The 12,790-nt window shown below is 58.6% G+C and carries 11 protein-coding genes; 2 read left to right on the forward strand and 9 right to left on the reverse strand.

The window, feature by feature from the left end; all coding sequences use genetic code 11:
* Window positions 1–137 precede the first annotated feature (137 nt).
* From ACODS3_RS18595 to ACODS3_RS18630, 8 genes are all read right to left on the reverse strand, one after another.
* Entirely contained in the window at window positions 138–353 is a 216-nt protein-coding gene (locus tag ACODS3_RS18595; protein WP_489035683.1) for a DUF6124 family protein, read from the reverse strand.
* A gap of 456 nt (window positions 354–809) precedes the next feature.
* The gene (locus ACODS3_RS18600) at window positions 810–3,044 is read right to left on the reverse strand and encodes an ATP-binding protein (protein ID WP_489035685.1); all 2,235 of its coding nucleotides are present in this window, start codon (window positions 3,042–3,044) and stop codon (window positions 810–812) included.
* Window positions 3,041–3,655, reverse strand: a complete 615-nt coding sequence (locus ACODS3_RS18605) for a biliverdin-producing heme oxygenase (protein WP_489035687.1) — start codon at window positions 3,653–3,655, stop codon at window positions 3,041–3,043. The genes ACODS3_RS18600 and ACODS3_RS18605 overlap by 4 nt, the downstream gene beginning before the upstream one ends.
* A 390-nt stretch (window positions 3,656–4,045) precedes the next feature.
* Complete coding sequence (locus tag ACODS3_RS18610) at window positions 4,046–6,079, reverse strand: LTA synthase family protein (protein ID WP_489035689.1); 2,034 nt, start codon at window positions 6,077–6,079, stop codon at window positions 4,046–4,048.
* Window positions 6,080–6,206: 127 nt separating this feature from the next.
* A complete protein-coding gene (locus ACODS3_RS18615) occupies window positions 6,207–6,797 on the reverse strand; it encodes a hypothetical protein (RefSeq protein WP_201019866.1) in 591 nt (196 codons plus the stop codon).
* Entirely contained in the window at window positions 6,794–8,095 is a 1,302-nt protein-coding gene (locus tag ACODS3_RS18620; RefSeq protein WP_489035692.1) for a sialidase family protein, read from the reverse strand. Before ACODS3_RS18620 ends, ACODS3_RS18615 begins: the two co-directional genes overlap by 4 nt.
* A gap of 39 nt (window positions 8,096–8,134) precedes the next feature.
* The gene (locus ACODS3_RS18625) at window positions 8,135–8,680 is read right to left on the reverse strand and encodes a cytochrome b/b6 domain-containing protein (protein WP_489035694.1); all 546 of its coding nucleotides are present in this window, start codon (window positions 8,678–8,680) and stop codon (window positions 8,135–8,137) included.
* Entirely contained in the window at window positions 8,680–8,946 is a 267-nt protein-coding gene (locus ACODS3_RS18630) for a PepSY domain-containing protein (protein WP_025259114.1), read from the reverse strand. Before ACODS3_RS18630 ends, ACODS3_RS18625 begins: the two co-directional genes overlap by 1 nt.
* A 169-nt stretch (window positions 8,947–9,115) precedes the next feature.
* Between ACODS3_RS18630 and ACODS3_RS18635 the strand changes: the two genes are divergently transcribed.
* Together ACODS3_RS18635 and ACODS3_RS18640 are read left to right on the forward strand one after the other, a co-directional pair.
* Entirely contained in the window at window positions 9,116–9,778 is a 663-nt protein-coding gene (locus ACODS3_RS18635) for a response regulator (RefSeq protein ID WP_201019869.1), read from the forward strand.
* Entirely contained in the window at window positions 9,775–11,151 is a 1,377-nt protein-coding gene (locus ACODS3_RS18640; protein ID WP_201019870.1) for an ATP-binding protein, read from the forward strand. Before ACODS3_RS18635 ends, ACODS3_RS18640 begins: the two co-directional genes overlap by 4 nt.
* 75 nt (window positions 11,152–11,226) lie before the next feature.
* On the opposite strand, the gene ACODS3_RS18645 is transcribed toward ACODS3_RS18640, so the two are convergent.
* Window positions 11,227–12,621 (reverse strand): amino acid permease, encoded by a 1,395-nt coding sequence (locus ACODS3_RS18645; protein WP_489035698.1) that lies wholly within the window; start codon window positions 12,619–12,621, stop codon window positions 11,227–11,229.
* Window positions 12,622–12,790 lie beyond the last annotated feature (169 nt).

Here is a 12,790-nt window from a genome sequence, read left to right on the forward strand (position 1 = left end):
CTCTCCGTGATTCTGTTGCTTGTGACTGCCGAATAGCGGGCTGATGATAATGGTTTCGGTGATGTATCAACCAGTACTCAGGGCATAGGTCTATGCTCTTTGTTCCATGCCCTTCGCGAATGAATTCGCTCCTACGATCAGGCTCGCACCTCGACACGCGCCAGCGAACGATCCAGCTCGGCCTTGGCCATACCGATCAGATGCACGACCGAAAAAGCCAGATCACGTTTGGGGCCATTGAGGGTGTCGCCGGTTTCATAGGCTGTTGCAGCGGCGCAACGTAGCAGGTCACTGACATGCAGCAGGGACTCTTCCAGTGATGGGAAGGGTGGTGACGGTGTTGAATCGATCATTGGGAAAACTCCGATAAAGCCACCGGATGTTTGCTGCTAAACGAACAAGGGTGGCAGCTTTGACGCGGGTTAGCAGACCGGCAGTTTTCCCAATTCCGGCGCACTCGAAAGTGCCCCACGCAAAGCCGCCATAGCGGAACTTGCGTCGGAAAAAACTGATTCAGGCTGCTAAACCCGATCGCTGATTTTCAGCGACCGACGCAGCCTAGTGTCGAGATTTCACAGGCGCAAGGGCTTGAGATTTTCTAGGAAAGTTCGCACAGAAGAAAGGGCAAGGCCTGCAGGAAATGTCCTGCGCGGGTGGGATTTTCGTTAGGTGAAGTAACGAATTCACATCAAGCGCGTAGGAGCGAATTCATTCGCGAAGGTCCGGTCCATCCGACAGAGATACGTCGTTTGAAATGACGTCTCGCGAATGAATTCGCTCCTACGCGGTAGTCGCGGCCAAGGCCTCAATCAGCCGGCAACCGGCACCGTAAACCTGAACTCGCTGCCCTGCCCCACCGTGCTGTCTGCAGTCAGCACGCCGCCGTGGGCCTTGATGATGCCTTGGGAGATGTAGAGCCCAAGGCCGGTGCCGGTCGGGTTGCCTTCCTTGATGGTCCAGTAGCGCTCGAAGATGTGCGGCAGTTGTTCGGGCTGGATGCCTTCGCCGGAGTCGCGCACGGTGAAGACGATCTCGTTGCCGTCCGGCACTGCGGCCACGTCGATCCGGCCTTGCTTGGGCGTGAACTTGATGGCGTTGCCGATCAGGTTCGACAGCACCTGGAACAGGCGCTCCGGGTCGGCGCTGACTCTCAGGTCCGGTTCGCTATGGAAGGAGATATCGATGGATTTGTCCATGGCCAGCGGCGCCAGCAATGAATAGGCTTCCTCGAAAATATGACTCACTTCCAGCGGCTGAGGCGAAATGATGTAGCGGCCTGCTTCGATTTTCGAGGTGTCCAGCAAGTCTTCCAGCAGAACATTCATGCGGCTGGCAGCCTGTTGCATGGTGTCGATCGCGGAAGAAATGCGACGCGAGGTGTGCGGACCATCGGAGCTGAAGGCTTTTTGCATCATGCCGCAGAGCATGGAAATGACGGTCATGGGGTTGCGCAGGTCATGGGACACAACCGCGACCAGTTCATCCCTGGCACGCACTGCCAACTGCTCACGGCGTACCTGACGAGCCAGGTCGTCTTCCAGCGCCGAGCGACGCAGGTCGTTGGCGGCGAAGACATCGCCGTGGGTCCATTTGGTGGAAATGCCCGCCATCTCGACTTTCCAGATCTCGAACGACGTGCGCGGCCTCAGCCGCAGGCCCGCGCCGGAGCCTTCCATATCCAGCGGCTTGTTCGGGTTGCCGCTCCACTGAATGCTTTCCTTGACCTCGGGACGGAACCACAACACGCCGTTGTCGACCGGTTTGGGCAGGCTCATGGCCAGAACACCGCTGGCATGCTGCTGATAAGCCTCGGCCGCAGGATAGACGCTCGACAGATGATGGCTGGAAAAGACCTGCTGCCCTCTTGCCATCAGCCATTTATGCAGCGCCTTGATTTCAGCAGGCTCAGGACAGATACCAAAGACATGCAATTGCTTGTCTTCAATGATCGCCACACCCGAAGCGCCCACCAGATCCATCAATACTTGCGGTTGTTGCCCAAGGCCGTCGAAGACGTTTTCCGACGCCGCGACCATGGAGTCGTTCAGGCTCTTGAGCATTTGCAGCTTGGCCTCGCGCTGACGGCTGACTTCCAGAGCCTCCATTGCGCGGATCTGCAACGACAGGACCTGACCGATGGCCTGGCAGGCGCCGCGCAGTTCGTGAGACACGTACAGTGGCGTGCGGTGCCCGCAACTGATCAGGCCCCAGAGTTTGTCGTCCTTGAGCAGGGAAACGCTCATGGAAGACAGCACGCCCATGTTCTTCATGTATTCGCAGTGGATCGGAGAAACACTGCGCAGCGTCGAGAAGCTCAGGTCCAGCGGCTGCTGAGTATCGGGGCGTAACTGTGGAATCAGCGGAACCGGCGTGTAATCGGCATCGGGAATGATGCGCAACCAGTTGCGACGATAGAGTTCGCGAGCCTGATCAGGAATGTCCGAGGCTGGGAAGAACAAGCCGTTGAACAGTTCCATGTCCGGCGAAGAGGCTTCGGCGATGACCTGACCGTGGCCTTCCTCCTCGAAACGGTATATCAACACACGGTCATAGCCGGTCAGTTTCTGGATTTCGCGAACACTGATTTCATACAACGCCTGCAGTGTCTTGGCGGCCTGCAATTGGCGCAGCATGCGCCCCAGATTGGAGATCCGCTCACTGTTGGCGACCTGCGAATCCTTGTCCTGAACTTCAAGCTCCAGCACCAGTACGCCTTGGTGCCGATGCAACATCGCCTCAAATTCACGGCCATTGAGGGTGATCAGAAGTTGCGGAATGTCGTTGAATGACTCCTGAAGGCTGGCGCTCTTGAGCACGGCAGCCCACCCCTCCCCCACAACCGACTCAAGCGGCTGCCCAAGGATGTGATCGGGGTTCTTGTCGAGCAGTTCCTGCACATTGGCACTGACCTGCAATATGACAAAGTCCGGCTCGGTGACGGTAAACAACACGCCGTGAGGCTGAATGGCACCCGGATACTGGATAGGCTCGTTTGCACAATTGGCCAACAGGGCTTCAAAAGTCTCTTTATCGAGTTGGCTCATAACAGTACCTCTTGACCATCGAGCCAGTGCTCGAAACATGCAAATGTGGATTGGGCCGCCAGCACGGTAGCCTCTGTGGTTACAGCGTCGGCCTGCACACTGTCCATATAGGCCAGAAACGCTTTCCAGCGCATGCCGGTGGCCGTGCCATAAACATTCAGAAAGGCCGAGCCACTGTGCTCGTCCAGCCCTAGTCGCTTGTGGATTTCACGGCGCAGGATCTGCCCGCCGAGAGTGGCCCCCTCCAGAACATACAGCACTCCAAGGCAGGCTCCGGGCGAATCGATCACCGGCAGTTGCCTGCACTGGGCAAGTGAGTTTATGGCCTGTTCTGTCATGCCAAGGGTATGCAGATCCTGAAATAGCACAGGGGTTTTGACTCGATCGGCTGGCGTCAGTTCTGCCGGTATCAAGCCACTGGCCTGCAAGGCAGCCTCCAGCGGACGGTAGAAACCGTAGTAAGCCTGGAGCAGACGAAGGTAGTAAGCGCTGTTTAAAACAGAAGAGAAAAACGGCAGGCGCTTTTCCAGACCGACATGCAGTTGATTCGTTTCAGCACGCAGAGCATCAAGCAGTCTGGCCGGGGAAGCCTGGGTACACGTTGCCAACATCCACAATGCTCTCAAAGGTGGGAACGACAAAAAACCGCATCCAGGCGAAATAGAGCCCCCAACATACAGACTGCCGACGATATCCGACAGAGCTTTACAAGAATTACCGATGAATTACAGAAGGTTAAGCATCGGAAAAGTCTGTTGTTGACCTGCGAAATTTCACCTGTTGGACAATTTTCAGCGTAGCAGAGCACTCCGCACTGTCTGCTATTCCATTGCCAGGTGCGAAAACTCATTTACGTCGCGCAAGCGCTTCTGGATCACAGAGGCGGAAACATTTATTTCAGACAGGCCGCGACGGGCCTGGATGATGAGGGATTGCGGGTAAAGCATGCCCCTTCATTGCGACTGAATGTCGTGAATGAAGGGGCATGTGAAAGGCGCTGATCAGCGCACGTTGCGATACAGCATCAAGCGCGAACTCTCATGCAGACCGCGCGTCAGGTCGCGTAGCCGCTCAAACTCCTCAGGGTTCTGATCGGCAACGTTGTCCAGCGGGGTGCGCGAGGCCAGGTCATGCAGCGTGGGCGAACTGCCGTCGTGTTCCATTTGCAGCAGGTAATGCCGGGTGACAGCACCGATCAGCGGGAAGGTGCCTTCACGCAAGACCAGCGGCACCACTCGCTCGCCTTCCGGTGCCGGTTGCTGGATATCGCGCCCCATGGCGCCATTGCTGAATTCGACGCCCGCCATGCCGGCGACCGTGGGCAGCAGGTCCGCCAGCCCGACCGCTTCTTCGATGACCCGCGAGCCCAGCAGCGCAGGCGCGTGAATCAGCAACGGAACGTTGTTGCTCTCCAGCCCCAGTTGCTCGAAGGCCGGCGCCATATGAGGAATCTGGCTGATGCGGGTGTTGTGGTCGCCAAACATCACGAAGATGGTGTTCTCGTAGTAACCGCCCGCCTTGGCCAGCTCCATCAGGCGACCGATATTGAAGTCCAGCAACCGCACCGCGTTGTACTGCTCGACACTGCGCGAACCCGCCGCCTGCACCTGCTCCAGCGTCAGGTTACTGACCTCGAATCCATCGTTTTCCTTGGGAATGGTAAAAGGCCGGTGATTGCCTGCGGTCTGCACATACGCAAAGAACGGCCGGTCCTTGGGCAGCTCGCGCAGGATCCTGTCGCTTTCCTTGAACAGGTCCAGATCGGAAATGCCCCACACGTCCACCTGAGGCGACTTCCAGTCGCGCTCGTCATAGAGACGCACGTCATCGATGCTGCGCCGAATCAGCGCGTTCATGTTGGCCCAGCCCGAGTTGCCGCCAATCATGTAGAGCTTCTGGTAATCCTTGAAGTCATTGATGATCGTGTTCTGGCGGGTAATCAGCGGATGGCGTGTCGCGGTTTCCTGACGGGTGACGTCCGGTACGCCAGTGATGCTGGCCCAGACCGTTTTGGCCGTGCCGGTCACCGGAACATAGAAATGCCTGAAGAACCAGCTTTCAGTCGCCAGACGATCCAGGTTCGGCGTGGGGTTGAGCGGGTTGCCATAAGCCCCTACGGCGCTGGTGCCCAGGGATTCGAGCATTACGAAAATCACGTTCGGCGCACGCTCGCCGTCGATCCGGTAAGGCTGCACGGGCTGCTGACGTTTGAAGTTCAGGGCCTGGGCATCGGGCTGCTGGACACTCAGGTAATTGGCGACCACGTCATAGTGCTGACGTACCTGATCTTCGTCATAGCGCGACTGGGAAACCTTGAGGGTGTCATACAGAAACAGCGCAGGGTTGAGCCCCAATGCCGCCACCTGGTTATTGCCGGAGAAAAACGCATCGCTCCAGCGCAGCGGCACCGGGTTTTCCAGGTTGAGGTTGTCCACACGGCCCAACAGCCCAAGGAAAGTCGCGCAGACAATCACTGCCGCGCCCCAGGCCGCCGACCAGCGTTTGACCGGGCGCGGCGCTCGCTCAAGCGTCATGCGTTCCAGCCAGATCAGGACGCGGCCCAGCACCAGCAAGGTCAACAACCAGCCGAGACTGATCCACACCACCGGATAGGTTTGCCACAGCATGTCGCGAGATATCTGGGCATCGTCCAGATAGCGCAGGACGCTGGCGTTGAGCCTCACACCTAGATAGGCGTAATGGCCGAAGTCGATGACATGAATCATCGTCAGTGCCACCAATGCCAGCAGCAGATATGAACGGGCTATCCAGCGCAGGGCTCGAACGCCGAGCATGTTCCAGCGAGGCAGCCATAGCAGGAACGCCAATGGCAGGGACACCAGCAACGCCAGACGCAGGTCGAAGCGAAAACCGATGCCCAGGGTTTGCAGCACGGTCGGGTCGCTAAACAGCTTCTCGTGCTCGACCCCGGAAAAGCTCCAGAAGAACACGCCCCTCAACAGTGCCGACAACAGGAAAAACAGCACGATTGTGCCTGCCCAATACTGCAGGCGTCGTGATTGCAGCCAACTCATTTTCGTTCCTCGACTAATGCCACATTCGCGAATGAATTCGCTCCTATGGGTGATAGGCCTGTAGGAGCGGACTCATCCGCGAAGAGCAGGTACATCCGACAGAGATGTATCGTTTGAAACACCGCACCTACAGGCTCTGTGAACGGCCGCGATAAAACTGCCGTGCCACGAACATCAACAACGCAATGCAGCCGTACAACGCCAGGAACGGGTCGATCAGGTAATCCCAGTAGTTTTCCGAAGGTTTGATCCGGAAGGTGAAGGCCAGCGTGGCCAGCGCCAGCATCAAGGCACCCAGATGGCTGCGCAGGTAAACCAGCCCAAGGGTGAGAGCCGCGATGGCGATGATCATTGGCCGTGGGTTGAAGCCCCAGCGGTAAGGGTCGAAATACGTAATGCCCAGCGTGGCCGGGTAGAGAACCAGTGCCAGCGCCGCGAGCACCGACAACACCAGCAAACGCTGGCGACTCTCCAGTGGCTGGATGAGCCCCAGGCGCTGGGCGGTCAGCCAGACCAGGCCTATCAGAGTTGTGATAGCCAGATCATCGCTCAGGCTGCGCACGTAGGACGCCAGGGACAGGCCGTCGATGGAAACCACACTCGCCAACGAGGCACCGGCCAGTATCGCCAGCCGCCAGCGCGGCGAGGACGTCCAGGAAGACAGGATCAGAAACAGCACCAGCGCAAACGCCAGATGTGTCAGCCATTGCGCGATCATAACAAGTGCTCCGCCAGCCAGGCCTCGTTGAAGCTGACATGTTTGATGAAGGTGTTATTCCAGGAGTAGACCAGGTGATACATGCCGTCCGGGCTGCGGATGAAATACGGGTATTCGTATTCAAAATCGCACCCTTGCGGCGAGCAGACTCGCTGGTCCAGGTTGCTCAGGAACTCCGCTTCCAGAGGCTGACGCCGCGCACCACTGGAGGCCCGGAAACCTTCACCGAGGATTTCCCGATAGGCTTCCAGCGAGAACGGATTACCCAGCGGATCGGGAGACTTATCCAGATCGATCACCGGCCGCCATTGGTTCATCTGCTCGTCGGTGCCATACAGGCTCAGTTTGAAACGACCGTCACGCAGGTCGTTCAAGGCCACCAGCAAACCACGCCCCGGCACACCGACCGCCGCCAGCGACGAGTTGGGGTTGCTCGGCTCCAGCGGGTGCGGTTCGCTCCAGGTCTGGCCGCCATCTTCGGTGCGGCTGGCCAGTACGCGGTGATAGGTATTTCCTGCATAACGCAACAAGGCCACGGCCCGCTGCCCGTCCAGCGGTACGACCGTGGGTTGCAGGGAATTGGTGCCGCGACTGATGCGGAACTTGTCGATCACATCACCATTGGGGCTCAGATAAAGGTACTCGGCAAACTTGCCCAGAAACTCGTGATAGACCGGCAGGCCAATCGAGCCGTCGGCATGAAACACCGGCGCTGCGCGAACCAGGGTGCTGATGTTCAGGAAAGGCGAGGTAATCAACTGGCGCGGCGTCGACCAGGTGACGCCCATGTCCTGAGAAACCATGGCATTCACCGAACTCCCGGCCCAGCCACCGACCGATACCGACACATAAAACAGCCAGAGACGCTGGTCCGGAGCCAGTGCGACCACCGGATTACCCAGCTTGCGAATGTATTTGCCCGTGCCGGTCTGGGTGGACTCTCGGGTCGCGAGCACCTGTTCATTGCCCCACTCACCGGCGCTGGCATCGAATCGGGAAGCACGAATTTCCACATCCCCCGCTCCCTCTCGGGAACCAGCGAACCATACCGACATCAGGTCGCCGCCGGGCAAGGCGGTAACGGCAGATGAGTGGACGAAATCGTCGAGATCGGAAGATGCGAAACGCGAGCTGTAGGTCGCGGCCGTGGCGACAGCGCCCTCGACACTGACCGGCGTTTCGCTGACTGCGAAAGGAGACAGCTTGTGCAGCGGATGGCTGAGCCAGGCGCTGAAAAAAATCAAGACAACAGCAAGGCCTGCGCTCCATGCAGCCAGGTTTCGGGAAATAACAGGCATGAAAATCCAGCACCTTAGCGAAGGGAGTTACGGGTCTGTTCAGTTGTCGGTTTGCTCGGGCAATGAGCGCCGCTTGCCGGTCAACATCGACAGCGGCAGGTTGTCGCGCACCTGAAAACTCTCGAATACAGCGGCTGCCATATGCAGCACCACCAGCGCGCAAAGCACGTCGGCCAGGGTTTCGTGGATCTGCAACGGCCAGTCGGCCCCCCACAGGGCATCCACTTCTTCCATCATCCAGCCGGTCAGCCCGATGGAGAAAATCAGCGCCATCATCAGGACCATGACCAGCGCCCCCAGAGGCGAATGACCGAGCCGGTGAACAGGTCGCCGGTCGATCAGCGACTGCACATGAGCACGCAAACGACTCGGGCTCGGCCAGAAGTCACTCCAGCGGGCACTGCGTGGCCCGATGAATCCCCACACCACTCGCACGCACAGCCAGGCAACTGCGTAATAGCCCAACCAGACATGCCAGTCGCCACCGGCTTCGTTAAGGAAGTAGTTGGCAATGAAGACGCCCGCGACAGAAAGATGAAACAGTCTGACCAAAGGGTCCCACAGGCGCAGGGAAACGCGGTTCATCAGCCTTTGATCTCGGTCTTCACGGCCTTGCCGGACACAGGGTCATGGTAGATTTCGACCTTGCGCTTGTCCTTGTCGAAACCGTAGATCTCATAGCAGTTGCCGTCAGTGACCTTGAACTTGCTGATCTGGTAACCCTGGGCCTTGAGTTGTTCCTGGAACTTGGCCTGATCCTGCCACTGGGATTTGTCGGCGGTGGTGCATTGCGGGCCGGCAAGTGCCAGAGGGCTGGCCATCAGCAAGGAAATCAGCAGGACTTTACGCATGTTGGATACTCGCAGCAGTTAAGGAGCCGCTACTGTGCGAAAGCAATCTTAGGAAAAGCTTAAGGTGCAACAGATCGTTACATCTTCTCGACATATGGCTCTACGCGAGCCTCGGCCATAACGGCATGATGGCGCCCGCCCTCCCCCAACCCATTGCCCGGAACCTCTTATGCGTCTGCTCCTGGTGGAAGATGATCGCGCCATCGGCCAAGGCATCAAAGTCGCCTTGAACACTGAGGGCTATACGCTTGACTGGATCGAGGACGGACTCAGCGCCCTGCATGCCCTGCGCAGCGAGCGCTTTGATCTGTTGCTGCTGGACCTCGGCTTGCCACGTCTGGACGGCTTCGACCTGCTGCGCCAGTTGCGCGCCGAAGAGCAATCGCTGCCGGTGCTGATCCTGACCGCTCGTGACGGTACGCAAGACCGCATCGCCGGGCTGGATGCAGGAGCGGATGATTATCTGATCAAGCCTTTCGACGTCAACGAACTGAAAGCCAGGGTGCGCGCCCTGTTGCGCCGCAGCCAGGGTCGGGCACAACCGCTGCTGGAACACGCGGGTATCAGCCTGGACCCGGCGTCGCAACAGGTCAGCTATCAGGGCAGTGAAGTCCCCATGACGCCCATGGAGTATCAGTTGCTGCATCAACTGATGATCCGTCCCGGCAAGGTCGTCACTCGCGAGCGTCTGTCTACCACGCTCTATGGCTGGCAGGAAAAAGTCGAAAGCAACACGCTGGAAGTGCTGATCCACAACCTGCGCAAGAAACTGTCCACTGACCTGATCCGCACCGTTCGCGGCGTCGGTTACCTGCTGGAGCTCAAGGCATGACCTCGGTACGCGCACGAATCCTTGCCCCGGTATTGCTGTTGTTGCTGCTGGGCGATCTGATCATCGGCCTGCTGGTGCTGCGCGACAGTCACCATGAAATCGAAGAGGTCTACGACGCCCAGTTGGCGCAAAGCGCCCGTTTGCTGCAAGGCGTGCTGCGTCAGCGGGCGGAAGGTGAAAAGGACCTGAGCAAGCTGTATGAAGCCTTCGATGAAGCCATGAGCCGAGTCGGCACCAGCGGCGTGGCCCATCCTTACGAAACCCGGCTGACCTTCCAGGTCTGGCGCACTTCGGGTGAACTGCTGGTCCGTTCAGCCGAAGCCCCGGTACTCAGCGAACCGCCCAAGGAGGAAGGCTCCCACGACCTCGTGGAAAATGGCCGTGAATGGTGTGGCTTCCTGCTGGCAGATCCACAGCAAGGCTTCCTGATCTGGGTCGGCGAGCGCGACGATGTGCGTCAGGGCCTGATCCAGATCATTGTGAGTCACACCGTCTGGCCGACCGTGATTGGCGTTCCGTTATTGATCGTGTCGATCTGGCTGGTCATCGGCTGGGGCCTGCGCCCACTGCAATCCATGGCTCAGGTGATCCGCAAGCGCGATGCAGAGAGCCTGGAGCCTCTGGCGCTGTCGCCATTGCCAAAGGAGCTGGAGCCCATGCAGACCGCGCTCAACCGTCTGCTGACCCAGATCGACAACCTGCTGGAACGCGAACGACGCTTCATTGCCGATGCCGCCCATGAGCTGCGCACGCCCTTGACCGTGCTGCGCATCCACGCACAGAACGCCCGTCAGGCCGAACTTCCCGAACAACGCCTGGAAGCGCTGGATTTCCTGGTACATGGCGTTGACCGGGCGGCACGCATCGCCAGCCAGTTGCTGACCATGGCCCGCCTTGAACCGCGCCTGAGCCCGGATCAGTTGAAGACCTTTGAGCTCAATACGCTGGTCCAGGAAGAAATGGCCGAACTCACGCCACTGGCGCTGGAAAAACGTGTCGAGCTGGTACTGGAGGCCGATGAAGTGTGCGTGATCCACAGCGATCCAGGAGCCATCACCATCGCCTTGCAGAACCTGCTGACCAACGCCCTCAACTTCGCCCCGGCTGCCAGCGAGATTCGGGTTGTGCTGCAACGTCAGGACGATGGCAGCGCCCACCTGTGCGTAGAAGACGCTGGCCCCGGTATCGACGAACAACACAAGGCACGCCTGCTCGAACGCTTCTACAGCAAGGGCAACAGCAATGGCGCAGGATTGGGGCTGGCAATTGTCGACATGATCGTGCGCAAGCTCGAAAGCAGCCTGCATCTGGGCAACTCACCGCAAGGCGGGCTGCGGGCGGAATTGCGGATCAATAGTCAGGCAGTTTCGTAAACACCTCGTCGTGGGCAAGCACTCCCCCTCATGCGTTGCTTTTGTGGGAGGGGGCTTGCCCGCGACGCTTTTGACTCATCTGGATGCCGCAGAACTCACATATCCCCCTGCCGCCTTGCGACGCACCAGGGCAATCAGCAGAATCGTCCCGGTAACCGCCGCGGTCATCAGCGTTTCATAACGGTAGGTGGGGGTGATCAGCATGTATCCCAGCACCAGTGTGATCAGCCCGATCACCAGCCAGGTCAACCATGGGAACAGCCACATCTTGAAGGCCGGCTCCTGGCCTTCCTTCTCCAGCCTTGTCCGCATCCGCAACTGGGAAACGGCAATCACCAGGTACACCAGCAACGCAATGGCACCAGTGGTGGACAGCAGGAAACCGAACACCTTGCCCGGAAAGGCGTAGTTCACGAAGCAGCCGACAAAGCCTGCCAGGGTGGAAAGAATCACCGCGACAGTCGGCACACCGCTGCCGGAAACACGTCTGATCTGCACAGGCGCTTCACCCCGTGCGCCCAAGGAATACAGCATCCGCGAGGCGGTGTAGAGGCCGGAGTTCATGCAACTGGTGACAGCCACGAACACCACGATATCGACCACCATATTGGCGCCCGGCACATTGATGATTTCCAGTGCTCGCTGGAACGAACCCACTTGCAGCAAGCGCGGGTCATTCCAGGCCACCAGTGAAACGATAAAGAAGATCGAGAAGATGTAGAAAATCGCGATGCGGTACACCACCAGGTTGGTGGCCTTGCGGATCTTCTCTTTGGGGTTGGCCGTTTCATCGGCGGCAATGGTGACGATTTCTGCGCCGAAGAATGAAAAGATCGTGATCAATACGCCGCCCAGCACAGCGCCAAAACCATTGGGCATGAAACCGCCGTTCTGCCAGATCTGCGAGACACCGGAGGTTTCGGCCAGTGGCCAGAAGCCCAGTACGGCCAGGGTGCAGACGCCGATGAACGCCAGGATCGCAATGACCTTCACCAGCGCGAACCAGTACTCGAATTCACCGAAATTCTTCACGCTCACAAGATTGGTACAGGACAGCGTGATCATGATCAGAAAGGCGAACAGCCAGGACGGCACCGAGGGCATCCAGGCGTGCAGGATATCGGCACCGGCAATCGCTTCGACCGGAATGATCAGGACCCAGAACCACCAGTACAACCAGCCGATGGTAAACCCGGCCCATGGCCCGATGGCTTGTCCGGCATAGGTGGAGAACGAACCGCTATCGGGGTTGGCAATCGCCATTTCACCCAGCATGCGCATGACCAGCAAAACCAGCAGGCCGGCAATGCCGTAAGAGATCAGGATCGCTGGCCCCGCCGTGGCGATGGCCTTGGAGGAGCCGATGAACAGGCCGGCACCAATGATGCCCGCAATGGAAATCATCGAAACCTGACGAGATGTCAGCCCGTGTTTCAGGGAGCGGTGCTCGTTCTTTTTATGAGAAACCATGTTCTACCCTCAACGTTGAAGTTGCACAGGGCGGCACGCAAAGAGGCAGCCCGACGACGCAACCTGTTTTTGAATAAGCATTCTTGTTGGCGCAGTGTTCCCACCGCTTTATTGGCTTACTTTCAAACGGAATTCAGATAGACCGGATGCCGAAAGACCGCCACGGCAA

Source organism: Pseudomonas sp. FG43 (assembly GCF_057809175.1).